This window comes from Armatimonadota bacterium (assembly GCA_018268395.1).
In the GTDB taxonomy this organism is placed as follows: Bacteria; Armatimonadota; Fimbriimonadia; order Fimbriimonadales; family Fimbriimonadaceae; genus JAEURO01.
In genome coordinates this window covers 996,276-1,020,440 of the sequence record JAFDWQ010000001.1, presented here as the reverse complement: position 1 = coordinate 1,020,440, position 24,165 = coordinate 996,276, and the positions used below count along the sequence as shown (strand labels likewise).

Genomic DNA, 24,165 nt, shown 5'->3' with positions numbered 1-24,165 from the left:
CGAACGACGGTCGACGGTACACTCGACCGGTCTTTCAAGACAGGAAAGCGGACAGATGAATACAGAGCTTTCGACGCGCTACGACGCGTCCCTCGTCGAATCCAAGTGGTACCGGGCCTGGGAAGAAGCAGGCCTCTTCAGACCGTCTCCGGAGAGCGGAAAGCCGGTCTACAGCATCACGATCCCCCCTCCCAACGTCACGGGCTCCCTCCATATGGGGCACGCCCTGTGCTACGGCCTCCAAGACCTTCTCGGCCGCTACAAGCGCCTTCGCGGGTTCGACGTTCTGATCCTTCCGGGACAAGACCATGCCGGAATCGGCACCCAAGGCGTCGTGACCAAGATCCTCAAGAAGGAAGGGACGTCGCCGTTCCATCTCGGACGTGAAAAGTTTCTGGAGCGCGTGTGGCAGTGGCGCCATGAAAGCGGGGGCGCGATACTCCGGGGCTTCAGGGCCTTGGGTTGCGCGTTCGAATGGGAGCGAGAACGCTTCACGCTCGACGACGGCTATCACGAGGCCGTCCTCAAGGTCTTCGTCGACTGGTTCGAGCGTGGCCTGATCTACAGGGGCCTTCGCGTCGTCAACTGGGATCCGGCCCTGAAGACGAGCGTGAGCGACATCGAGACCGAGCGGCTTGTGACCAAGGGCAAGCTGTATCACGTCCGCTACCCCTTTACGGACGGTTCTGGACACGTCATCGTGGCGACGACCCGCCCCGAGACGATGTTGGCCGACGTCGCGGTCGCTGTCCATCCCAAGGACGAACGGTACACCGGGATCGTCGGGAAGACCTTGACCCTGCCCCTCGTCGGCCGTGAAATCCCCTTGATCGCCGACGAGTATCCCGATCCAGAGTTCGGCACAGGCGCGGTCAAGATCACTCCTGGACACGACGCCAACGACTTTGAAGTCGGTCAGCGCCACGGGCTGGAAATCCTCGTCGTCCTTGACGAGTCGGCGAAGATGACGCCGGATTGTGGCCCGTACGCAGGCCTCGACCGGATCGAGGCCCGCAAGAAGATCGTCGACGACCTCGAAACTCAAGGCTTCCTCGACCGCGTCGAAGACCACGAACTCGCCCTTGTGATCAGCGAACGCAGCCACGAGGTCATCGAACCGATGGCCAGCGAACAGTGGTGGGTCGATCAGAAGAACTTGTCCGTCGAAGCCATCAGGGCCGTCGAAGACGGACGCATTACGTTCTCACCGCCCAGGTACGCCTCTGTCTATCTCGATTGGATGCGCAACGTCCGGGACTGGTGCATCAGCCGACAATTGTGGTGGGGCCACCGGATCCCCGTCTACTACACGGAGTCGGGCGAGCCTTTCGCTGCGCTCAGTCGGGAAGACGCCCAACGCAAGGCCGGTGACAAGAAGATCGTCCGGCAAGACGACGATGTCTTGGACACGTGGTTCAGCAGCGGACTTTGGCCGTTCGCGACCATGGGCTGGCCGGAGAGGACCGCGGACCTCGACCGCTACTATCCGACGAGCGTGCTTGTCACGAGTCGCGAGATCCTCTATCTCTGGGTCGCAAGGATGATCATGATGGGCTGCGACCTGGTCGGCGACATCCCCTTCCATGACGTCTACATCTACGCGACCGTTTTGACCGAAGACGGAAAGCGCATGAGCAAGAGCCTCGGGACAGGCGTCGATCCCATGGGCGTCATTGAGGAGAAGGGCGCCGATGCCCTCCGGTGGACGCTGTTCAGCCAAACGGGCGAAAACCAGGACATCCGCTACAGCGAACGACGGACGACCGACGCCCGGAACTTCGCGAACAAGGTCTGGAACGCCTCTCGGTTCGTCTTAATGAACCTAGAAGGCCTGCCTGAGGGGCCGAGCGGGGAGTACGACGTCTTCGACCGATGGATCCTCAGCCGCCTCGCCGCGACAGAGCGTTCCGTCCGTGAAGGTTACGAATCGTACGACGTCCAGTCTGCGACCCAAGCCCTTTACAAGTTCTTTTGGAACGAACTCTGCGACTGGTACGTGGAAGTCTCCAAGCCACGGCTGGCCGATCCGAAGGTCCGGGCCACGCCGCAACACGTGCTCGTCACCTGTCTCGAGGCGTTCCTGAAACTCGCCCACCCGGTCATGCCCCACATCACCGAGGAGATCTACTCCCATCTGCCCAAGAAGGCGGAAGGCGGGATGCTGATGGCGTCGTCTTGGCCCGAGGTCTGTCCCGAGTGGACGGATCCTGAAGCCGAAGCGACCGTCGAAAGCTGGATGGAGGCGGTCCGTGCGCTCCGCGCCATGCGGGCCGAGCTCAAATTGACTCCAGGCGCCAAGATCCCCCGTGCGTTCTACGCCGGCGACCTTCAGGGCGGCGGGCCTGTCGTCTGCTCGCAGGCCTGGATCGAATCCCTGGAACAGGGACGTCCCGACGAACGCCACCTCTCGACAGCGATCGGCGGCCTCGAATTCTTCCTTCCCACCCAAGGGTTGATCGACCCGGAAAAGGAGGCCGCCCGCCTTCTAGGAGAACTGGAAAAGTTGACTCCGAAAATCGCCCAATTGGAGGCCCGTCTTGCCGATCCGAACTTCACGGGCAGGGCGAAACCGGAAGTCGTCGATGCCGCCCGGAACGACTGCGCCAGGCTCATGGAAGAGAAGTCCAAAGTCGAAGCGAGCCTCAAGCTCATGTCGGAGTGACGTTTCCTCGCGAGTCCGGGACCGCCTGCCTCCGAGGTTCGTAGAGGCAGGCGAGAGCGGCGTAAAGAGGCACCAACCAAAAGGTGGGAACAGGTGGCACGGGTAGGGACGCGAAGGGCCACCTGGCGACCGACTCGACGGTCGCAGAGATCCAGCCTGTAGTCGGTTCGACGACGAGTTTGAGCACGCCGACCGAAACGGGCAACGACCACCAGGACACGGCCCAAGATGCGATCGCTCCGACGACGACAAGGGGCAGGACCGGGATCACCAAAAGGTTAGCAACGGTCCCTACGACCGAGACTTCGCCGAACGTCGACGCGAGCAACGGCAGGCTCGCCAGTGTCGCCACGAGCGAAGCCCTGGCTAGGGCACAACCCCACTGTCCGATCCTGGACGCCAATCGGGGGGTCTCCGTGTCCGGCGCCGGCCCGCCGAAGGCGATCAAGGCGCCGACCGCCAGGAAGGACAATTGGAACCCGAGGTCGGCGACGTCCGCCGGCCTCCAGAGCAAGTCTGCCGTTCCGGCAAGGGCCAAGGCTGAGAACGCGTCCGCTTCCCGACGCACGACATAAGCGGACGTCGCGACGAGCACCATGAGTACGGATCTCAGCATCGGAGGATGAAAGCCGGCTGCGGCAGCGAACAGGAAAAGCCCGGAGACGAGCAAGACGTTCTGCACCCACTTGGGTAGCGGTAGCGCCATCAAGAGCCAGGCCAGAGCCACGCACAGGACGGTGACGTGCAAGCCAGAAGCGGAGACGACATGGATCGTCCCCGTCCGCCTGAGGTCCTCGTACGTCCCCGAGCCGATGTCGTCCGTGACGTTCATGCACAGGGCTTCGACCATCCCGACGGCTGCCGGATCGACGTGCCTCTCCACATGGTCCAAGAACGAACGGCGGAACCCGACCGCCCACCTCCACACCGGGGAACCGCGCGACACGTCCACGATCCGCCCCTCAGGTGCCAGAGCCGCGACTTCGAGGTGGTGTCGGACGGCTTTCTTGGGCAAGGGTACGACGAGGGCCCGCAGCGCAAGGACGTCGCCAAGGTTCGCCGGAGAGTCAGGGGGTAGATAAAGCCGGTAGGGTCGGTCTCGGCCCGACACGATCGCCGTCGTCCGCCCCCTTCCCGTCGTCGGGACGTCGACGACCGTCACCGTGCCCTGGTAGACCGCACCTTTCACGATGACGGGTGTCCGGGGCTCCGGCTTGAGGATCAGGCCGAGAGCGACCGCTCCTGCGAGGACGGCCAGTCCCCAACGCCGCCAGAGCAACGGCACGAGCAGGAGCGCCCATGCCGCGTTCCAAGCCGAAAAGCCAGAGGACAGGCCGGCGCACAGCCCAAGGAAGGCGATGACGAGGGGGCGCCGGACGAGTTCCTCACGCACGGATCACCCCATGAGGTCGCGGAACCGGGGCCTCAAGGAGACCTTGACCTGACGGAACAGGCCCGGTTCCGCGGCCAGTTCGTTTAACCTCTCGAGGACGGTCTCTTCACGCATCCGAAGCTCCTGTGCCCATGTCGCGCTGTCCGCACTGACCCAGAGGATCCCGTGGTCGTAGCGGTCCGGCACGGTTTTCTGGGCGAGGACGTCTCCGACCGCCTCCTTCCATCGGACGAACACGGATTGGGCGCGGGCCGCTCGGAGGACGTCCTTCTGCTCGACGGCCGAGGGAAGGATGTCGGAGAGCCTCTTCACTGGGGTCGCACCTCGCCGGACTCTACCCGGAACGCCGTCGCCCGGTCGGCGAGCACACCCGCCTGTGCCACCTCGGTGCACGTCAGGAAGACCTGCCCACCCCGGTCGAGCGTCAAGCCGATAAGCCGGGCGCGCCGCGTCTCGTCGAGGTCGCTGAAGACGTCGTCAAGCAGGAGGACGGGCGTCTGACCGAACGTCTCTTCGGCGCACGTGAGGACGGCGAGCTTGACCGCGATGACGGCCGTCCTTTGTTGGCCTTGGCTGCCGAACAGGCGGGCCTCGGTGCCTCCGACCGTCACGGCGACGTCGTCCCGGTGCGGGCCGACCGTGGTCGAACCCCGCTGGACGTCCGCCCGCCTCGAAGCGGCCAGGGCGTCCAACATCGCGTCCGCATCCGACGCGTCCTCTTTGGGGACGTACTCGAGGACGAGGTCTTCACCGCCTCCCATGACCGCATGGGCTTCTTTCGCCCAGCGCCCGAGGGATTCCACCCATTCCGTCCGGAAGGCCCTCAGTGTGGCGCCTGACGGCCCCATACGCTCTTCCCAGGCTTCGAAGAGCTCGTCGGGGACCGCCCGCTCTTGAGCTTGTCGCAACAACACGTTCCGCTGCTCGAGCGCCCGCTTGTAGACGGCCAGGGCTTGCAGGTACGCGGGATACAGTTGAGCGAGCTCCCAATCCAGGAACTGTCTGCGGTCGGCCGGTTCCCCTGTCACGACGGCCAAGTCGGCAGCCGAGAACGAGACGCTCGGCAAACGGCCGAGGAGGTCGGACGCTCGGGGGAGCGACGCCCCGTTCAGGGCCACCCGCTTTCGACCGGCTTTCTTGAGTTCGACCGTGACCGTCGTCCCCGATCCGCCTAAGGTGCCTTCGACCGTCGCGGTTTCGCACCCGTGGCGGACGGCATGCGCGTCCCTTCCGCCCCGCAAGAGCCGCCCAGTCGAAACGAGGGACACCGCTTCGAGGAGGTTCGTCTTCCCCTGAGCGTTGGCTCCGGCGATGAGGTTCAGGCCCGGATCGAACTCCAAATGTGACGGACCGTAGTTCCGAAAGTCCGTCAGGCGGATCTCAGCCAGAGAGTATCGGGCGGGGTTTTCCCACCTGCTCTCTTTCTGAAACCCTTCATTGGTCATGAAGATGATTGTATTTGTTACGAGAGGTATCTGGTGGAAACCGGACCGGTCTTGAACTTGGGCGAAGCGGGTCGGATCGGCCGGACAACCTGGGGGAAAACGACCCGTGTTGTCCACGGCCCCAAACTGAAAATCGGCCCCCACAGCTTTTCCAGACCTTTTAAATGAGGTTGTGCATCCGGCCGAACTTCATGACCGTGGCTTCCATCTGGTAGACCGGATGGACGTTCTCGACGGGCTCGATACCGTGGCGTTCGGCGAACGGCTTCCAGATCGTCCGGACGCTCCACTCTTGAGTCGTCGCGGGAAGTTCCGGAAACCGGTCGCAGAGGTTCTTGAGGACCTGGTACTCCTCGATCGTCATCTTCCTCAGCGCGCCGACCGAGTCCTCGAAGCGATGGATCCCGACATGGTGCGGCGCAGGTGTGAAACCGAGCTTTCGGGGGCGTTCCGCGACGACGATCGTCCCCGCCGCCAGGTCGCCAAGGCGCTGAGACCTCGGGTTCGTGAACATGCAGACGAACCCGATCAAGTAAGCGATCGGCAGCATGTCCGCGGGCCGGAGCACGTTCCGGTAGAAGGCGGCCAAGAACGTGACGGGCGTCCCATCGGCCATGACGACGCGCATACGGGCGCTCATCTTGCCGACCGTCTGTCCCCTGAACAAGCCCTCGCAGACGACGAAATAGCCGAGAAAGGCCAACGATCCGGCCAACGCGCCCGCCATGTCCGCCGCGGCCTTGCCCAAGACCGGTTCCAGAAACGCGAAGGCATAGATCGGTACGGCGGAAACCGCGACGGCCAACGCTAGGTCCAAGACGTGTGCGGCGATCCGGCTTCCGATCCCGCAGATGCGGTAGTCCAGCACGACCTTTTCCGGAGTGAGGACAAGGAACCGGTCGTTCACTCTAGTATCCTACCAGTCCACATGTCGCGCGTCTCCCCGACGAAGCGGGTGTGGATCCTTCTGGCGGCCGGTCTGCTCTTTCCGGTCGGCGGGGCGTTCGTACCGGGGTTAGAACGCATCGTTTGGCCGTACGACATGACCGTCTTGGCGCTGTTCGCTTTGACAGGATTGTTGGCCGCCCGTTGGCCCGCGGTCTCTGTCCGACGCGTCTACGACTCCGTTTTGTCGGTCCGTACTCCGAACCGGGTGACGCTCGAAGTCGAGTCCGGGGCACCGGTCACGCTCGACGTCGAGCTTAGGGACGAAGCGCCTCTGAACTGCGAGGCCGAGGGTAACGAAACAAGGCTTCGACTGACGCCGAGACGTCCGGAGTCGACCGCCTACACCGTGATCCCTCGAGAGCGCGGTTCCGACGAGTTCCGGTCGACGTTCGTCCGTTTCAAGGCGCCTCTTGGACTGGCATGGGTCCAGCAGCAGATCGACAATCCGATGCCGGTCCGCGTCTACCCGAACGTCCGTAAGGTGCGCGACTTCGACCTTCTTAAGCAAAAGGGGCGGCTCTCGCAGGTCGGTGTCCGGAAGTCACGGATCCGCGGTCTGGGCACCGAGTTCGAGAGCCTCCGCGATTACAACGACGACGACTTCCGCTTCGTCGACTGGAAGTCGACGGCCAGACGGGGACGTCTCGTCGTCAAGAACTTCGAACAAGAGCGGAACCAGTCCGTGATCGTGTGCCTGGACCTCGGGAGGCACATGCTCGGAGAGATCGAAGGCGTCAGCAAGATCGATCACGCCCTCGACGCGGCACTGATGTTGTTCCATGCGGCCGAACGCTCGGGCGACTTGGTCGGCCTCTTCGCCTTCAACGACGCGGTCCGGGCTTATGTGGCGCCGAAACGGGGCAAAGCACAGGTGGCGGCCGTCTTGAAGGCCGCGCACGACGTCGTCGCCGAACCTGTCCAGCCGCACTACGCGAAGGCGTTCACCTATCTGTCCTCGAAGTGGAAGCGCCGTTCCTTGGTCGTCATATTTACGGATGCGGAGAACGACGACCAAGCCGACGAACTGGCCGACGCCCTCGGTCCGATGCGGCGACAGCACCTCGTCATCGTCGTCCGGGTCAAAGACCCGCGCCTGTCCACTCTTTTGTCACAGCCCGTCGACACCGAACGGTCGCTGTTCTCGAGGGCCGCGGCCACCTGGTACCAATCGGACCGTGACCAAGCCGCCGTCCGGTTGGCCGGAGCCGGGCTGTCCAACATCGAAGCCGAACCGCAAGACTTGTCCGCCGCTCTCGTCAGCGCCTATTTCGACATCAAGGAAAGGGCCGCGCTCTAGCCTCTGCCCGGTCAAAAACCGAAGAACGCCTCGGCGTTGGCCTCGGTCTGCGCCGCACATTCTTCGACCGTCACGCCCCAGCACTCTGCCAACGCCGCGTTGACGTACGGCAGGAAGGACGGGCGGTTTCTTTGGCCACGGTAGGGTACGGGCGTCATATAGGGGCTGTCCGTCTCCAGCACGATTTTGTCCTTTGGCAGACGGGCGACGACCTCCCTGAGCGGACCGGCCGACGCATACGTCAGCGGTCCGTCGACTCCGAACCAGGAGCCCAGACCCGACGCCCTCGCGGCATCGTCGTCCGATCCGGCGAAACAGTGGAAGAGGTAGGGAAGGCCCTTGCGGCCCTCAAGAACGCTGAGCAGCTCGGGGTAGGCGTCCCGGCAATGGAAAACGACGGGAACGCCCTTGTCCTCGGCCAGGTCGAGTTGCTCCCGCAACGCCCTGTGCTGGTCGTCCCGTGAGGCGTGGTCGCGATAGAAGTCCAGGCCGATCTCGCCGAGGGCGACGCACTTTGGGTGGTCCAGTAGCTCCCGGACCTCCTTCAGGCTCCCCTCCCGGTAGTCCGACGTGTAATTGGGGTGCCAGCCGACGACCGCGTAGACCTGGTCACACCCCTCTGCGATCTCGACGGCCCTTCGGCTCGACTCGGAATCGACGCCCACGACGACGAGCCGCCAGACCCCGCTTTCGGCCGCTTCTGCGACGGTCGCTTCGGGGACGGGAAACGCGCGGCCGTCGTTCAAGTGGCAGTGGGTGTCGGTCAGCCGCATGGCCCCTGTGTACCCGCGTCGACGAACCCGATCCGGGGTCCGGGCGTATGCTTGGAGGAAGCGAGCATGTCCGGGACACGCAACAAGAGGTTCCCCTATCTGCGCGACTATGTCGACGCGACGCTGGAATCGGCGACCCGCGAGGTGGTCCAGTCGGTGCCGCCTGTCGTCTACGGGGTCTCGGCGATGGGGGCCATGGTGCTCTTCGCTTCGTTGGCGGCGGCAGGAGCGTGGCTGGCCGCGCTCGTCGGGTGCGGAGCGTTCGTCGGCGTCTCTCTTTCCCTCGGGACGGCGTTGGTCCGGCAAAGGCGCCTGCAGAACGATCCGGAGGCCCGACTCAGGCTCGAGGTCAGCCGCTTCGCCGGTCAACTGCGACAATTGTCCGAACAGCGGAAACTCCACCGGTGGGTGGATCCGGTCGCGCTCCAATATCTGGAGGCGTCGGCGTACCACTGGGCCCGGATCCGATCGTCGCTCGGAGGAGCCCAGTGGTCCGGGCCTGACGTGCCCGCATACTGGTCCGCCTTGAAAAGGCAGGCAGAGCGGGCGGCGGACACGGCCATGGGCGAACTGATGCTGCTGTGCAAGGGCTGCGTCGGCCCGCCTCGACAGGACAAGGAGTCGGAGATCAAAAGCATCGTCGAGGACTTTGTCGACCTTGACATCGGCGACGCCCTTCAAGGACTCAAACGCATGGCCTCGTCCGACTGGACGGCCTACGCACACCAAAGCGGTCAGCTCGCCGCAGTCCTGCCGTCCGTCCGCACCGTCTCCGAGCGGCTCCAATCGCTCGCCGACGAGATCGAAACGAAGAGCGCCGAATTCGCGTTGACCGGTCTCCCTGCGATGGGGTCCCGGTCCGTCGAATCGATCGACGTGGTCCTGGGCGAACTACGGGCCGTCGCTCAAGCCGAAAAGGAACTGGGACAGGACGGAACCGTCGAGAATCGGTTATTTCAATAAGTCTTCTACGTAAGACTTGTACTTTTCTTTAACAAAGCGTCTCTTGACCTTGAGCGAAGGCGTCAGTTCGCCGGACTCGACGGAGAAGACCGCCGGGACGAGCACGTGGCGCTTGACCTTCTCGAAGTCTGCGAGCGTCTTGTTCAGCTTCTGGACTTCAGACTTGAAGTGCTCTTTTAGAGGTTCGAAGGCCACGGACGCTTCGGGATCCATTTCAGGATGACCGTTCTCCTTGGCCCAATGGGCGACTTTGTCGAAGTCCGGTACGAGCATGGCCGAAACGTGGTCCATCCCGTCTCCGAAAAGGACTGCTTCGCCGACGAGGGGCAGTTCGGCCAAGAGGGCCTCGAGCTTCTGGGGCGCGATGTTCTTACCGTTCGCCAGAACGAGAATGTCCTTCTTTCTGTCCGTGATTTTGAGCTTGCCGTCCTCGAACTCCCCGATGTCCCCCGAATGGAACCAGCCTTCGGGATCGATGGCTTCCCGGGTGGCCTCCTCAAGGCCCCAGTAACCGGTCATGACCGCCGTCCCTCGGATGAGGATCTCCCCGTCGTCGGCCAGTTTCACTTCGACGCCGGGAATCGGTGGCCCGACCGTCCAGGGACGGTTGTCGCTGGGAAGGTTCAGGCACGTCGCCGCAGTCGTCTCGGTCAGGCCGTAGCCCTGAAGGATCGGAAGGCCGAACCCGACGAAGAAATCGGCAACGGGGGCCGGAAGGGCCGCTCCGCCGCTGACGAAGAACCGGAGCCGCCCACCGGTCCGCTCACGGATCTTCTTGCCGACCAACGCGTCTGTCAGCCAGAACCAGGGGCACGGCCGGTTCCTCGCCTTCTTGGCGGCCTGGTCCATGGCCAGGTCGAAGACCTTCCTCTTCAAGCCTTCCTCCTTATGGGCGTTTTCGATCACCCTGTGCCTCAGGTTTTCGAAGAACCGGGGCACCGCGCACATGATCGTCGGTCGGACTTGCAGCATGTCCGCCGCCAGCGTGACGACCGATCCCGCGTGGGCGACGGCCGCGCCGACGCCGACGGGCAGGACGTGCCCCGCGAACCGTTCGAACACGTGGGAGAGCGGTAGGAAACTGAGGAACAGGTCGCCTTCACCGATGCCGTAAGGCCCTTTGATCGCGGCGCAGAGGTCCAAGAACCCGCGGTGCGTCAGAACCGCGCCCTTCGGCTGTCCCGTGGTGCCGCTCGTGTAGATGACCGTGGCGGTGTCGTCCGGTTTCACCGATGCCGTGAGGGCGTTCCATTCGTCCACGCCGAGCTCGGCTTCGGTCGAGAGGAGCTCCCGGCCCATCGTGACCGTCGTGACGCCTTCGAACTTCTCCGATTGCCGGACGTCTTGGGCGAAGACGAGCTTCGCGCCACAGTCCGACGCGATGTACTGGGCTTGATCCGGTGGCAACGTCGGATAGACCGGAACGAGGACGATGCCAAGGGTCTGGCACGCCCAATCGACCAGGGCCCACTCGAGGCACGTTTCGCTGGCGATGACGGCTCGTTCGCCGGGTTTGAGCCCGAAGCGGTGGATCGCCCTCGCGTAACGGTAGACCTCGTCGAAGGCTTCCCGATAAGTGAGCGTCTGGACGCCCCGACGGTCGGGGACGAGGAAGAGCGGCCGCTCGGCCAACCGCCCGCACTGAAGCTTAAAAAGGTCGCCGAGCGAGCTGGGATCGCGGTCAAATTCGCCTTCGGCCACTGCCCAGCCCTTATACCAGAGTCTCGACCGACGTTCGCCACCTGGCAGGACAGAGCTAAGTTCTCTCCTCCTTGGAACCGAAAATGAACCTGACGGAGACCGACGGATGCCGACTTATGACCAGATGCTCGCACGGCTGTCGTGCGATACGACACTGCCGCAGATCCCGATGGCCGCGACCAAGCTGTGCCAGTTGGTCGATCAGGAACTGATCTCCCAGGAGGTCCTTCGGACCGTCGCCAGCGACCCGGCGCTGACGGCCGGGCTGTTGCGTTCGGCCTCGAGCCCCTTGTACGCACTGTCCCCGAAACCCGTCACCGAAATGAGAACGGCGCTGTCGATCTTGGGCGTCCGCGGCACCAAGTCCGTGTCGATGTCCGTTCTCATGCAATCGGTGATGAGCGGCTCACAGCGGTCGCGCCTCGATCCGGTCCGCTTCGTCCAACACTCGACGTTCGTCGGGATCATGGCCAAGTACGTCTTCCTCCGCCGAAAGCAGACGTCGCCGTTCGTCTCGTCCGTCAACGGCGACGAGTTGTTCGCAGCCGGCGTCCTTCACGATCTTGGGACAGGGCTCGTCGCTATCGGCTTCCCCGAAGAGTTCAACCGTGTCTCTTCGGAAGCCGAGTTCCGAGGGTGCTCGTTCCAAACCGTTTTCGAGGAGCAGTTCGGCCCGATCGGAGCCATCACGCTGGGTGCTTTCCGGGCCTGGAAACTGCCTCAAGTGTTCGCGACCCTCGTCGGCCCTGAGAACGGTGAATCGGGAGAGGACGTCGCCCGCGCGGCACTGGCCTATTCCGATTACCTCGCCGTCGCCAACGGGTACGGATTGGGAACCGAGTCTGCGGTCGCTCCGTCGGAGGACGTCCTCGGGCTCGTGGCGCTTCCGGAAAGCGAACTTGTCGGCGCCGTGGCACAAGTGGCCTCCCACACCGAGTCGTGTCTGATCAGACCACGGGCAGCCTGACGAGCACGCCTTCGCCCCGTCCCGTGCCGTCGCCTGCCCCACTGGCCGGATCGCCGTCAGGAGGAGGGGTGGCCCCGTCTCCGCTAGCAGGGTCTTGTTTCGGCGACTCCACCCTGTCGGCGTCCGAAGCGCTCGGTTTCGGCTTTGGCTTCTTCCTCCGGGAGCGAGGCTCCGTTTGCGGCTTCGGACGGGCCGCACCCTTTTCGACACTGATATCGATCGTCGGTTTCGAGGCGTCGGATACGGTGTCGCCGCCGTCGGGAGTTTCCGGGTCCTGGACGCTGTTCGCGAGGATCTTCTGGGCGCCCTTCTTGATTTCGGGAACGCGACCGATGCTGGGGCCGACGAAACGGTAGCCGATGAAGATCATCAGCGCCGGCAGGCAGACCCACCAGAAGACCACCTTTGCGATCCGGACACCTTGAGAGTCCGGGCGGCGGACGGCCCGTGGAGCCGCGACCGTGCCTGGATTGGACTTCATACTCCTCCTCGGGGCGCTCAATGCAACGCTATTGTGGCAGACGTCTCAGGAAAGGTCAGGATCGTGCTCGTACAAGTGTCGGAACATCCGTGGGACGTGGCGTGTGAGGCCCTGGAAGCCGTACCGTTCGCCCTGTCGGGCCAAGGTGCCTCCAGTTACCCCTGGCCGGGACTTAAAGGCACCGGTCAGAAACGGGCGATGACGTTCCCGACGGTCGTCCTTGAAAACGGTCTTGTCTCCGTGACCGTCGTTCCCGGACTCGGCGGGCGGATTCTGAACCTGGCGTCAGACGGTGTGGCACTGTGGCCCCTACCTGACGGCATCGTGCCCCAGCCGTGGGGGCGCCGTTCGCTTGGTTTTTCATACGGGTTGACACCCTTCTTCGGTGAATGCGACCGGTCCGGGCTCGACCCGCTCGCTTTCGAGGTCTTCGAACCTCGGACCGAACGGTCTCCGGGAGGCGTGATGACGTGTTCACTGGCCGCACCCGGGTTCGTCGCGCACGTGTGCACGACTCTTGAGCCCGATCGGGCGGACGTCCTCGTGGACGTCCACGTCCATAACCGGAACTTGGTCCCTGCCCGGTGCCCCGTCGGGTTCCAGCTTGGGGCAGGGTCGGTGCCGGACCGGGCCGACGGACCAGCGCTCGTCTGGGAGGGCACTTCGGAGACGCCAGGCTTTGCCCTCTGGTGCGAGGACGCGCCCGTCGCTTGGACCGACGGAACGGCCCGTCTGGGCCGCTGCCCCGAAGGCGACTTCTTCGGACCTCGACAGACCCGTATGTTCCGCGTCCGGCTCGTGCCTCTCAAGGAACCGGGCGTCAAGGGCTTCGAGCGGGGCCTCGCTGTCGGATTCCGCGGGGCGAACGTCTGGGCCGTCTCGTCGACGGGTTTCTCTGGGACGGTCCAGGTCCTTGACTGCGACGGCCGGGCGCTCGAATCGCCGCTGGACATCGGCCCTGGCGAACTGTTCGCGGCGGCCTTGGACCGGGATGCGGCGGAAGTGGCCACGGTCGACCGGACCGGCCTCGTCCGGACGGACTCCCGCGTCGGTCCGAGGCCTTCGGTTCTAGACCCTCGGTCCGAGTCGGAAGACGCCCTTCTTCAGTCGTCGCGACGCGCTTATCTTCCGTTTTCGGACGGCGACCAGGGCGCCGAAAGCGCGGAGGAGGCGTTCTGGCGGGCCTTGGCGCGCGGCGAGACCCCCGAGCAAAGGATCTGGGGGTTGGAGCACGTCCGTGCCGTCCAGTCGGCCAAGGCCGAGGCGTCGGCAGGTCGCACTACCGATGCGGTCAGCCAGATCGACCAGGCGCTTTTGACCCAAGGGGACGACCCGCTCTTGTGGTGGTTCCGGGCCGCTTGCGAGCGACGGGCGGGCGAGGACGAAGGGGCGGAGAGGTCTTCGTTCCTCAACGGGCGGTTCCTGGCCCCGCTCGACCCCGTTTTCCGCGCCGAGGCGTTCCTCGCCGCATCGAAAGACGCTTCGGTCGGGCCGGATCCGATGGTCCGACCGTTGGCCGAGGACCCCGTGCGGCTCCTTGAGGCTGCGGACGCTTACATCGGACACGGGCTGATCGCCGATGCGGCCCGGATTTTGGACGAGGCCCAGCGGATCCGGCCGTGCCCCCTGGCCGGTTACCTTCTCGCTTGGTGCCTCGCCCGCACGACGAACATGGCCGCCGATGCCTTGATCGAGGTCAAGAAAGCTTCTGCGATCGGAGTCGTACCTCCGTTCCCGTTCCGTGAGTCTGAGACGAAGGCCGTCTTGGAATGGGCCGGAAAGCTTCCTGACGACAGCGTCCTCGCGCAATGGGCAGAGCTCGTCCGTGCCTACGTCCTTCCCCGGTACGGGCCCTGAACGGTAGGCCCGTGGGAACGACGGCGACGTCAACCGGTATAGAACTAGGTGACCAAAATGACCAAGAGTGGAATCGCGATCGCGACCGTCGCCGTGTTCGGTGTGGTCTTTGCCGGGGTCACAGCGGCCTTGCGCGTCGATAAGCTGTGGCGCGACCGGAGTTACAACGAGTCTTCGATCTTTAAAAAGCCGAGCGTGACGCTTCAACCGGTCAAGCTGGACAACACGGGCAACGCACCGGACTTCCGAGCCGCGGCCAAGCTCATCCTTCCGAGCGTCGTCAACATCACGACCCAGATCGACGGGGCGGACTTCTTCGGCCGTCACATCACCCAAGACGGAGCAGGCAGCGGCGTCATCTTGACCGACGACGGGTACATCGTGACGAACAACCACGTCGTCCGCACGGACATGGGGTTCGGTCGGTCGAGGTTGGTCGACAAGGTCCTCGTCACGCTCACCGACGGCCGTAACCTGCCCGCCTCGGTCGTCGGCACCGATCCACGCTCCGATCTTGCGGTCATTAAAGTCAACGCTAACGGGCTCAAGCCGATCGACGTCGGGGACAGCGCCAAGCTTGAGGTCGGACAATGGGTCATTGCCGTCGGCAACCCCCTCGGCTTCGAGAACACGCTGAGCGTGGGGGTCGTCAGTAACGTCGGCCGACAGCTTCCGGGCAGTGGCGACGCGGTTTTCATCGACGGCATCCAGACGGATGCGGCGATCAACCCTGGCAACTCGGGAGGCGCCCTGTGCACCGCCGATGGGCAACTCGTCGGCATCAATTCCTCGATCGCGACCACCACCCGGGCCAACATCGGGATCGGCTTCGCCATTCCTTCCAACCGGATGCGCCAGGTAGTCGACGACATCGTCAAGTTCGGGTATGCCAAGTACGGCCGGATCGGGATCCAGTTGATCCGCAGGCAGGGCGTCCTCGGTGTCCCCGACGCTCGGGAAGAACTGAAGCAGCGCACGAACGCTTCGTCCGAGCCGCCGTCGGAAGGGGCGGTGGTCGTCGACGTCGAGGCCGATTCCCCGGCTGGGACCGCGGGCGTCCACGAACTTGACGTCGTGACCGAGGTCAATGGAAAACCGGTCAAAGACATTGAAGATTTTCAAAAGGTCGTTTCGCCGCTCCGTCCGGGAGCCGAGGTCGCGCTGAAGCTTTGGTCGGCGGGCCAGGTGAAGTCCGTCAAGTTCACATTGAGCGACGTCGGCAAGGCGAGCCTCTAACAGATCGGCCCGGACACGGGCCGTGGGCTAGAATGACCGTGGTCGAATGAAAAGGCTGCTGCTCCGGTGGGTGCTGGCCGTCCTCTCGCTGGTCGTGGCGGCCTTCCTGACGAACATGTTGTTCGCCGGGAAGTTCCAGGCCCGGGTCGGCACGGTCGCGGACGTCGGCAAGCTGTTCGTCGGGGTCGCCGTCCTCGCCCTCGTCAACGCCACCCTCGGAAAGCTCCTCAAACTCCTGACCCTGCCGCTTAATTGTCTGACCTTGGGGTTGGTCTCGCTCCTCATCAACGCCTTTATGTTGCTGATCGTCGGGAACCTCGATTTCGGGTTCCACATCGAGGGCTTTCCTGCGGCGTTGGTCGGCAGCCTCCTGTACTCCGCCTTGAACGGGGTCCTCGGCGCGTTCCTACCGGACAAGGATGATCAAGAATAGGCTGACGGGCTATCGGTGGCGGCAGAGGTTCGCTCCGGCCCGCGGGCTGCGGCGGTACTTCTTTCTGGCGCTGGCCGGCCTGATCGTCTTGGAGGCCGGGGTCCTGCTCAGCTTCCGCTTCGCCTTTAAGCCGGTCACGGAAGGCATGGCCCGCTGGTGGTTCGACTCGATCAGCCACATGGTGCCGCTCAATTCCATGAACGAGACGAACCATATCCTGGGGTTCTTGTTGATGGTCGCCGGCGGCTCGGCGCTCTACTTCGGCGTAACGAGGGGCATTCAAAGGCTGAAGGACGGTGACGGCGAAAGCGGACGGACCGATGCGGTCTCGGGTTGGAGGCGCAAGCAGATCCTGGCGGCCGGTCCCCGGATCGTCGCGATCGGCGGCGGCACGGGCCTTAGCACGCTTCTCCGCGGCCTTAAGCAGTATTCGAGCAACATCACGGCCATCGTCACCGTGACCGACGACGGCGGCTCCAGCGGGCGCCTGGTCCAGGAAATGGGCATTATCCCGCCCGGCGACATCCGGAACTGCTTGGTCGCCCTGGCCGACGCGGAAAAGCTGATGACCGACCTCTTCCAACACCGGTTTCAAAAGAAGAGCGGGTCACTGAGCGGGCACTCGGTCGGGAACCTCCTGATCGCGGGCTTCATCGAGCAAGCGGACGGAGACATCGACCTCGCACTGGAAATGGCGAGCGACGTCCTCGCGATCCGCGGAAAGGTCGTCCCGTCGACGAAAGACCATGTCCGTTTGCGGGCGCTCATGGACGACCAGACCGAGATTTGCGGCGAGACGGCCATCGTCGGATCGGGAAAGCGCGTCCGGCGGATCTACGTCGACCCTTCCGAATGCACTCCTCACCCTTCGGCCTTGGAAGCGATCGCCGAGGCCGAACTCATCTGCATCGGCCCCGGCAGCGTCTACACGAGCGTCATCCCCAACCTCCTTGTCCCTGGCATCGCGGACGCACTCGCCGCCTCGGTTGCCCCGAAGGCGTACGTCTGCAACGTCATGACCCAACGCGGGGAGAGCGAGGCGTTCACGGCCGCCGAACACCTGGTGGCGATCCAGGCCAACGTGACCGGAAAGGTCGTCGACTTCGTGGTCATCAACACGGGCGTCCCGACCGAAGCGACCCTCGAAAAGTACCGCGACTTCCAACAAGAACTGGTCGTCCCCGACTTCGACCGCGTCGCGACGATGGGTTACCGTCCGATCATCGGCGACTTCATGAGTGAAATGGACTACGTCCGCCACGACCCGGTCCGCCTTGCGGCCAAGCTGATGGACCTTGTCTGACATGGCAGGGCACATCGTCATCCTCAGCGGCCCGAGCGGCGTGGGCAAGGACACGCTGATCGACGCCTGGAAGCGCCTTAACCCTTTGGTGGAGCGGGTCGTCGCCGTCACGACGCGTACGCCCCGCAAGGGCGAGGTCGAAGGGGTCGACTACTGCTTCGTGGACCGCTCCCGGTTCGACGACATGGCGGCACGAGGCGAGTTCCTCGAGTTTAAAGAGGTTCACGGAAACGGGTATGCCACACCGCTCGCGACCTTGGAACGGCTGTTGGCGGAGGGCAAGATCGCGGTGCTGAAGATCGACGTTCAAGGAGCAGTGTCGGTCATGGACGCCCGCCCCGACGCCCTCTCCGTGTTCGTCCTCCCTCCGGACGGAGAGACCCTGGCCGCAAGGCTTCGGGGACGGGGTACAGACGATGAGGCCACCGTCGCGCGGCGGCTAGAGGGCGCTTTGGTCGAAATGGCCCTCGCGGAGCGATACGCTCACAGGGTCGTGAACGACGATGTGGACCGGGCCGTCCAAGAGCTGGAAGCGATCGTCCAGGGAGCCGGAACAAGTGTTTGAGGACCGGACGGTCGTCCTCGGCGTCAGCGGCAGCGTCGCGTGCTACCGCGCGTGCGACATCGCACGGGACCTGATGCGGGCCGGTGTCCGTGTTCGCGCGTGCTTGACGGACGGTGCCGAAAAGTTCGTTTCGCGTGACCTGTTCGAAGCCTTGACGGGAGAGCCCGCCCTCGTCGATACCTTCGACGAGCCCGTCCGCGGCCGAATGGCGCACGTCGACTGGGCACGGTCCGCCGACCTCCTTCTGATCGCTCCGGCGACGGCCAACACGATCAACCGGATCGCGGCCGGGATCGCCGACGACATGTTGACGACCCTTGCCTTGGCGTTCGAAGGTCCGATGGTCGTCGCTCCCGCGATGAACCCGTCGATGTACGCCCACGACACGACCCGGTCGTCCCTTTGCGCCCTTGCCGAACGCGCCGTGACGCTTGTCGAACCGTCGGAAGGGGACGTCGCCTGTGGCGAGTCCGGCCAAGGCAAACTCGCGTCCAACTCGGACATCGTCGACGCGGCCCTCGACGCGCTCGCCGGCACCCAAAAGCTCAAGGGTCGACGCGTACTCCTCACGAGCGGACCGACTTACGAACCGATCGACGCCGTCCGATTCATCGGCAACCGTTCGAGCGGAAAGATGGGAGCGGCCCTCGCTAAGGCCGCCGTGGTCATGGGCGCTGAGGTGACGGTCGTGACCGGGCCGACCAACGAACCGTTGCCTCGGGCCGCCCGGACCGTACGCGTAAGGACGGCCCGGGAAATGCTCGACGCCGCCCTTCCGTTCGGTAAGGAAGCGGACTTGATCATCGGCGCGGCAGCGGTAGCGGACTTTCGACCGGCCCGGCCCGTCGCTGGAAAGTTGCGCAGGGGCGACGGGCCGCCCGAGCTCGATCTCGTCGAGAACCCGGACGTGATCGGAACCCTGGCCGCGGCCGCTAAAGTCGGTGCAAGGGTCGTCGCCTTTGCCGCGGAGCCGGACGACAGGTTAGAGGTTGCCCGTGAAAAACGGGAAAAGAAACGGGTCTACGCGGTCGCCGTCAACGACGTCTCCGATCCGACGATCGGCTTTGAGAGCGGGCACAACGCGTTGACCCTCGTCACCGCGGACGGGCAGGCGTCATCGGGCCGCCGTTCGAAACTGTCGTGCGCGTTTTGGCTTCTCGGGCTTCTTTCTGCCGACTAACGCGAACTTTTCCGAAACTTGAGGCACACTGAAGAGCATGCGTGGCTGGAACCTGTGCTGGATCGGCCTTTCGGCGGTTTACGCCACGGCCCAACCCGCGCCGAACCCCTTCGTCGTCGTCGACAGGGACGTCTTCTTCGCCGAACCGGCCCGACAGGTTTCGGACCTGACGGTCGGATCTTTGACCCCCATGACAGGCGGCCGCTACGCCGTCATGATGGCGACCGACGTTCCGAAGAGGTTCTTGGAAAAGGCCTTGAAGGGCGCACCGGTTTCCATGCCTGCGCGAAAATGCATGGTCTGGGACACGTCCAACGACAAGGTCTATCCCGTCCAACTCGACACGAACGTCTCCGAAGCGGTCCAAGTGGAGCCGACTTCTGATCCGTCCGTGGGGATCGCGACGGTGTCCGGCCCGGGCCCGTCCGGCTCCGACGGAGTCTGGTCGACGCGGTCCTTCCGCGTCGACTTTTCGACCGGTGCCGTGCGGGCCTTCGGCGGTCCAACCGCGCAAGAAGGACCGGTCATCGTCCAGACGTTCGTCTCACCGACCAAGCCGTTCGCCGTCCGCGTCGGGATCAAGGTCGAACGGACGGTCGATCCGGCCGACCGCACGACGCAGTTCGACGTCGAGGTCTTCGACCTTGAAGGCAAGTCTGTCCGGAAGAACAGGTCGACGGTCAAGGGCGCGGCGTTCTTCGACGGTAGGTGGGGCGCGGGCGGGACGGTACTGCTCGGAACCCAAGTCAAAGCCGGCGGAGTGCAGAACGTCGAGGGCGTCAACGGCCGGATCGTCTTGGACCCGTCCAAAGCGACCGTCGTCGAGACCGCCGAGAAGTTCGACCCTGATCCAGAACCCGTCGACGTGCTGCCACTGACGCTTGAACTCCACGAGCACGTCTTGACCGTCGACAAGGAAACGTCCCGCCCTGTCCAGGGTCTTTGGCTGGCGGCGAAAAAGCACACCGAATCGACCAGGGCGCTCGTTGCGGCCGATTGCTCCGGCCCCCACTTCCTGGCCCCGGACATGTCGTTCGTCGCCTATGTGAGCGGGGGACGCCTGTTCCGGTCCGAGATCTTGAAAGGCGACTACGAGATTTTCCGTCAAGCCAAGCTGGCTGCAGAGCGGACGGTCGCGTTGTCGAACGCCAAGCAGGTCGCCCTCGCGGCGCTCCTTTTCGCCTCGGACAACAAAGACAGGCTTCCCGGAACCGGTGAGTTTTCGTCGTCGGTCATGCCGTACCTGAAGAACGATAGGCTTCTCGACGGATTCGTCTGGACGTTCCAGGGCGGCAACATCAGCGACGTCAAAGAACCGGCTAAAACGGAAATCGGCTACATCACGGTCCCGGGCGGGCGTTGCGTCGCCTATGTCGACGGACACGCCAGGTACGTCAAAGACCCGTGAGGGCTTAAAGGTCGGCCCTATCGAGACGGTCGGCTTCGTCCGCAAGGATCGCCTTGCGGGCGAGGTCTTCGCGGCCGGCCGCTTGATAGAGCTGGGCGATCTTGATCCAAGCCTTGTGGACATGAAGGGGACGCGCGAGGAGGAACGCCTTTCCGGCTTCAGAACGAGGGTCGACGATCGTCGCCTTGTGTTGCGGGATCGCGTCCTCGAGAAGCTTGGCCAGTGCCATGTCCTTTCCTTTGCCTTGTCCTTCCGGAACGATCTCGTAGAGGACGGACATCAGGATCGGACCCTTGTCTTTCGCCCCCGAATCGAACGTCGAGCGCGCTGTGGCGATCGCCTTCTCGACCGGTCCGAGATGGGCTTGCGCCCGGGCTAACCGGAGCTTGTCGTTCACGATCCGGTCTTTGGACTTCGCCCGCTTGACCGCCCGTTCGTACAGGACTTTGGCGGTCTCCCAGTCGCCTGCGATGCGATAGGCGTCGCCGAACTGCCACGCCTCCTCTTCAGGGACGTCCGGCACGTCGACGTCCTTCAACATTTGCTTGACGACGCGTTGCAGCATCTCGTCCCGCTGTACGGGCGTGATCTCACGGCGGAACGTCCGTTCGTCCAGATTGTTCATGACGTCCTGGACGTTGGCCAGCAGGACGGTTCCCGAAATCGTCTGGCCGACCGGCGGGTCGTTGGGGTCCGGGATCTTGCCGTTGGAGCACCCGGCCACGAGCACGGCGGCGAGGAGGCTAGTCCAACTCGACTTGATAACGCGCCGACGGGTACAGCTGGTCACGATAGATCTCTCCTCCGCAGAAAGTCAGGACGGCCTTGCCGCGGAACGGCACGCCATGGAACGGTGTGTTCTTGCCCCTCGAAAACGTCCGGGCGGCGTCGAACGTCCACTCGACGTTCGGATCGATGACGGTGACTTGGGCGAGCGGGCTCGAACCCGGGCTCAGAGATCCGGCCTCGATCCCTAACACTTTGGCCGGAGCCGTGCTCAGTTTCCGTACGGTCTCGAGCGGGTTCAACAGACCCTTATGCGTGACGTAGGTCAATGTGGCGCCGACCACGCTCTCAAGGCCGGCCAGTCCGAACGGGGCTTCTTGGAACGGGACTTCGACCTCGTACGGCGCATACGGGGAGTGGTCGCTGGCGATGCAATCGATCGTCCCGTCGTTCAAGGCCTGAAGAATGATGTCGACATCGACCTGTGTGCGCAGTGGAGGTGTCGTCTTGAAGTTGGGGTCGAACTCTCCGACGTCGTCTTCGGTCAGGCTGAAATGGTGGGGGCAGACCTCGCAGGTCACGGGCGCGCCAAGGTACTTCGCTTGTCGGACCATCTCCACGGCCCCCCACGTGCTGACCCGAAGGATATGGATGCGGCACCCGGTGTTGAGCGCGAGGAGGCAGTTCCGCATGACCATGATCTCTTCGGCACAGCGGGGAATTCCGGCCAGGCCGAGCAACGCGCTACGGGAACCGTCGTTCATGCACCCTTCCGAACTCAGAGAGCGGTCTTCGCAGTGGGCCAGGATCGGTAAGTCCACCTGAAGGCACGTTTCCATCGCGCGCATCATCACGCGCGAGTCTTGGACCGGGCTACCTTCGTCGCTGGCGGCCACGACCCCCGCCTTCTTCAACGCGGCGAGGTCGCTGATGTGGACCCCCGCGTTGGAAACCGTCAAGGCGCCGACCGGGGACACGAACACGCCCCCCGCGTCAGGGGCCGAGGCGCGGTCCAGGATGAAGTCCACCAGTGCCGGGTTGTCCAGGGCAGGCGTCGTGTTCGGCATGCAGCAGATGTTCGTGAATCCGCCCGCCGCCGCCGCTTGCGTCCCCGTCCGTATCGTCTCCCGGTGTTCCTCGCCCGGTTCCCGGAGATGGGTGTGCATGTCGACCAGCCCCGGACAGATCCACAGCCCCGAGCAGTCGTACGTCTCCTGGACGCCCTGGACGTCGACCTCGGCTCCGACCTCCACGATCTGTGCGTCTTCGATGAGGACGCTGCCCGCGATGTCGAGGCCCAAAGACGGGTCGAGGATCCGGCCGTTCTTCAAGAGCGTCTTCACGTCAAACCCCCCGTCCCGGCAGCCCGGACGTCGCCGAACGCGTAGGCGAGCGACGCCATCCGGCCGAAGATGCAGTTGGTGACCTGTTCGGTGATCACGCTGTTCGGGCCGTCTGCGGTCAAATCGTCGATCTCGACGCCCCGGTTCATCGGGCCCGGGTGCATGACGATGGCGTCCGGGGCTGCGGACCGCAGACTCGACCGATTGATCTGATACAGCCGTCGGTACTCGCCGATGCTGACGAGCCCCTCTTCCATCCGTTCGAGCTGGAGCCTCAAAGCCATCACCACGTCGACGCCGTCGAGGCCGGCCCGGAGATCGTGGTAGACCGTCGCCGGGAATTGCGACGTCTGTCCCGGCACGAGCGTCCGGGGACCGACGAACCGCACCTCGGCCCCCATTTTGCTGAAAAGCCAGGCGTTGCTCCTCGCGACGCGCGAGTGGGTGATGTCGCCGACGATCGCGATCTTCAGCCCGTCGATCTTGCCTTTGCGCTCGATGACGGTCAGGCCGTCGCCGAGAGCCTGGGTCGGGTGCTCGTGCCATCCGTCACCGGCGTTGATGACGGGCCCGTTGAAGTAGCGCGCGGCCAGGTTGCAGGATCCGGACGCGCTGTGCCGGATCACGACCGCCTCAAGGCGCTCGTACCGGAGCGTCAAGATCGTGTCCTTCAGGGTCTCGCCCTTTTTGACCGAACTGCCCGAACCTGAGAAGTTGACCGTCCGGTACCCGAGGTAGTGACAGGCCTGCTCGAAACCGACCCTCGTCCTCGTCGAGTTTTCAAAGAAAAGAAGACCGACCGTGCGCCGGGGCAGGCCCTTCACAGGGCCGCTCTTCTTGACGGACCGTTTGAACTCTCCAGCCGCGGTGAGAAGGGTTTGGACCACGTCCACCGGGGTTTGTCGGATGGAGAGCACGTTGTTCAACCGGAGACCGCCTCCCGCTCGTTGGCGAACTGGTGGACGACGGAGTCTTGACCTTCGTTCTCGAACACGTTGACGACGATGTGGTCTCCGCGCTCCGTCTCGACCACCTTGCCGACATAGTCGGGCTGGATCGGGAGTTCGCGGTGGCCCCGGTCGACGAGGACGGCCAATTGGATCCGGCTCGGCCTTCCGAACCGCATCAGGGCGTCCATCGCGGCCCGGATCGTCCGGCCAGTGAAGACGACCTCGTCGACGAGGATCACGCTCTTCCCCGTCACTTCAAAAGGGATCTCGCTCGCGTCGGAGGCCTCGTCCCGACGGTCGTCCCGGCTGGACGTGACGTCGAGCTTGCCACAGGGGACCGTCGTTCCTTCGATCTGCGTCATCGTGAAGGCGAGCCGTTTGGCCACCGGGTACCCGCGGCGAAGGATTCCGACGACGACGAGGCCCTCGCCTCCGCCGTTGGCTTCCAGAATCTCATGGGCCATGCGACCGAGCGTCCGCTTCATCGCGCTCGCGTCCAGCACTACCAGGCTCATGGGCCACATTATGGCCGGT

At 64.2% G+C, this 24,165-nt stretch carries 22 protein-coding genes; 11 read left to right on the top strand and 11 right to left on the bottom strand.

Features of this window, described 5'->3' with window-relative positions:
- Positions 1-55: 55 nt before the first annotated feature.
- Positions 56-2,662 carry a valine--tRNA ligase gene (locus tag JST30_04685; GenBank protein MBS1713614.1) on the top strand — a complete coding sequence of 869 codons (2,607 nt, stop codon included), beginning with the start codon at positions 56-58 and terminating at the stop codon, positions 2,660-2,662.
- Here JST30_04685 and JST30_04680 read toward each other — a convergent pair.
- The 4 genes from JST30_04680 to JST30_04665 form a co-directional block, all read right to left on the bottom strand.
- Entirely contained in the window at positions 2,649-4,055 is a 1,407-nt protein-coding gene (locus tag JST30_04680) for a ComEC/Rec2 family competence protein (protein ID MBS1713613.1), read from the bottom strand. The genes JST30_04685 and JST30_04680 overlap by 14 nt on opposite strands.
- Before the next feature lie 3 nt (positions 4,056-4,058).
- Positions 4,059-4,367, bottom strand: coding sequence for a DUF721 domain-containing protein (locus JST30_04675; GenBank protein ID MBS1713612.1), 309 nt, complete (start codon positions 4,365-4,367; stop codon positions 4,059-4,061).
- The gene (gene recF, locus JST30_04670; protein MBS1713611.1) at positions 4,364-5,500 is read right to left on the bottom strand and encodes a DNA replication/repair protein RecF; all 1,137 of its coding nucleotides are present in this window, start codon (positions 5,498-5,500) and stop codon (positions 4,364-4,366) included. The genes JST30_04675 and recF overlap by 4 nt, the downstream gene beginning before the upstream one ends.
- A 160-nt stretch (positions 5,501-5,660) precedes the next feature.
- Positions 5,661-6,407 carry an RDD family protein gene (locus JST30_04665; GenBank protein MBS1713610.1) on the bottom strand — a complete coding sequence of 249 codons (747 nt, stop codon included), beginning with the start codon at positions 6,405-6,407 and terminating at the stop codon, positions 5,661-5,663.
- A gap of 21 nt (positions 6,408-6,428) precedes the next feature.
- Here JST30_04665 and JST30_04660 point away from each other — a divergent pair, with 21 nt between their 5' ends.
- Positions 6,429-7,745, top strand: a complete 1,317-nt coding sequence (locus JST30_04660) for a DUF58 domain-containing protein (protein ID MBS1713609.1) — start codon at positions 6,429-6,431, stop codon at positions 7,743-7,745.
- Between the two features lie 11 nt (positions 7,746-7,756).
- Here JST30_04660 and JST30_04655 read toward each other — a convergent pair whose 3' ends face one another.
- The gene (locus tag JST30_04655) at positions 7,757-8,518 is read right to left on the bottom strand and encodes a TatD family hydrolase (protein MBS1713608.1); all 762 of its coding nucleotides are present in this window, start codon (positions 8,516-8,518) and stop codon (positions 7,757-7,759) included.
- 66 nt (positions 8,519-8,584) lie between these two features.
- Here JST30_04655 and JST30_04650 point away from each other — a divergent pair, with 66 nt between their 5' ends.
- The gene (locus JST30_04650) at positions 8,585-9,481 is read left to right on the top strand and encodes a hypothetical protein (GenBank protein ID MBS1713607.1); all 897 of its coding nucleotides are present in this window, start codon (positions 8,585-8,587) and stop codon (positions 9,479-9,481) included.
- Here JST30_04650 and JST30_04645 read toward each other — a convergent pair.
- Positions 9,470-11,182, bottom strand: a complete 1,713-nt coding sequence (locus JST30_04645) for a long-chain fatty acid--CoA ligase (GenBank protein MBS1713606.1) — start codon at positions 11,180-11,182, stop codon at positions 9,470-9,472. The two genes, JST30_04650 and JST30_04645, sit on opposite strands and share 12 nt — an antisense overlap.
- A 106-nt stretch (positions 11,183-11,288) precedes the next feature.
- On the opposite strand from JST30_04645, the gene JST30_04640 reads away from it, so the two are divergent.
- Positions 11,289-12,149 (top strand): HDOD domain-containing protein, encoded by an 861-nt coding sequence (locus JST30_04640; protein ID MBS1713605.1) that lies wholly within the window; start codon positions 11,289-11,291, stop codon positions 12,147-12,149.
- Here the strand turns inward: JST30_04640 and JST30_04635 are convergent.
- Positions 12,130-12,630, bottom strand: coding sequence for a hypothetical protein (locus tag JST30_04635; protein MBS1713604.1), 501 nt, complete (start codon positions 12,628-12,630; stop codon positions 12,130-12,132). The two genes, JST30_04640 and JST30_04635, sit on opposite strands and share 20 nt — an antisense overlap.
- Positions 12,631-12,693: 63 nt before the next feature.
- On the opposite strand from JST30_04635, the gene JST30_04630 reads away from it, so the two are divergent.
- From JST30_04630 to JST30_04600, 7 genes are read left to right on the top strand one after another with little or no spacing between them, the layout of a single operon-like run.
- On the top strand, positions 12,694-14,487 hold the full coding sequence (locus tag JST30_04630; protein ID MBS1713603.1) for a hypothetical protein: 1,794 nt from the start codon (positions 12,694-12,696) through the stop codon (positions 14,485-14,487).
- A 57-nt stretch (positions 14,488-14,544) separates the two neighbouring features.
- Positions 14,545-15,723, top strand: a complete 1,179-nt coding sequence (locus tag JST30_04625) for a trypsin-like peptidase domain-containing protein (protein ID MBS1713602.1) — start codon at positions 14,545-14,547, stop codon at positions 15,721-15,723.
- 46 nt (positions 15,724-15,769) lie between these two features.
- The gene (locus tag JST30_04620) at positions 15,770-16,156 is read left to right on the top strand and encodes a phage holin family protein (GenBank protein MBS1713601.1); all 387 of its coding nucleotides are present in this window, start codon (positions 15,770-15,772) and stop codon (positions 16,154-16,156) included.
- Positions 16,143-17,459 carry a YvcK family protein gene (locus JST30_04615; protein ID MBS1713600.1) on the top strand — a complete coding sequence of 439 codons (1,317 nt, stop codon included), beginning with the start codon at positions 16,143-16,145 and terminating at the stop codon, positions 17,457-17,459. Before JST30_04620 ends, JST30_04615 begins: the two co-directional genes overlap by 14 nt.
- 13 nt (positions 17,460-17,472) lie before the next feature.
- A complete protein-coding gene (gene gmk, locus JST30_04610; protein MBS1713599.1) occupies positions 17,473-18,024 on the top strand; it encodes a guanylate kinase in 552 nt (183 codons plus the stop codon).
- The gene (gene coaBC, locus JST30_04605) at positions 18,017-19,204 is read left to right on the top strand and encodes a bifunctional phosphopantothenoylcysteine decarboxylase/phosphopantothenate--cysteine ligase CoaBC (protein ID MBS1713598.1); all 1,188 of its coding nucleotides are present in this window, start codon (positions 18,017-18,019) and stop codon (positions 19,202-19,204) included. Before gmk ends, coaBC begins: the two co-directional genes overlap by 8 nt.
- Before the next feature lie 37 nt (positions 19,205-19,241).
- Positions 19,242-20,612 (top strand): hypothetical protein, encoded by a 1,371-nt coding sequence (locus JST30_04600; protein MBS1713597.1) that lies wholly within the window; start codon positions 19,242-19,244, stop codon positions 20,610-20,612.
- 4 nt (positions 20,613-20,616) lie between these two features.
- Here the strand turns inward: JST30_04600 and JST30_04595 are convergent, their stop codons facing one another.
- Genes JST30_04595 through pyrR form a run of 4 tightly spaced genes read right to left on the bottom strand, consistent with a single transcriptional unit; the run spans position 20,617 to position 24,155 of the window.
- Positions 20,617-21,342: a hypothetical protein gene (locus JST30_04595; protein ID MBS1713596.1), complete on the bottom strand. Its 726-nt coding sequence runs from the start codon at positions 21,340-21,342 to the stop codon at positions 20,617-20,619.
- Positions 21,343-21,355: 13 nt separating this feature from the next.
- The gene (locus JST30_04590; GenBank protein MBS1713595.1) at positions 21,356-22,681 is read right to left on the bottom strand and encodes a dihydroorotase; all 1,326 of its coding nucleotides are present in this window, start codon (positions 22,679-22,681) and stop codon (positions 21,356-21,358) included.
- Positions 22,678-23,607 carry an aspartate carbamoyltransferase catalytic subunit gene (locus JST30_04585; protein MBS1713594.1) on the bottom strand — a complete coding sequence of 310 codons (930 nt, stop codon included), beginning with the start codon at positions 23,605-23,607 and terminating at the stop codon, positions 22,678-22,680. Before JST30_04585 ends, JST30_04590 begins: the two co-directional genes overlap by 4 nt.
- The gene (gene pyrR / locus JST30_04580) at positions 23,604-24,155 is read right to left on the bottom strand and encodes a bifunctional pyr operon transcriptional regulator/uracil phosphoribosyltransferase PyrR (GenBank protein MBS1713593.1); all 552 of its coding nucleotides are present in this window, start codon (positions 24,153-24,155) and stop codon (positions 23,604-23,606) included. The genes JST30_04585 and pyrR overlap by 4 nt, the downstream gene beginning before the upstream one ends.
- Between the last annotated feature and the right edge of the window lie 10 nt (positions 24,156-24,165).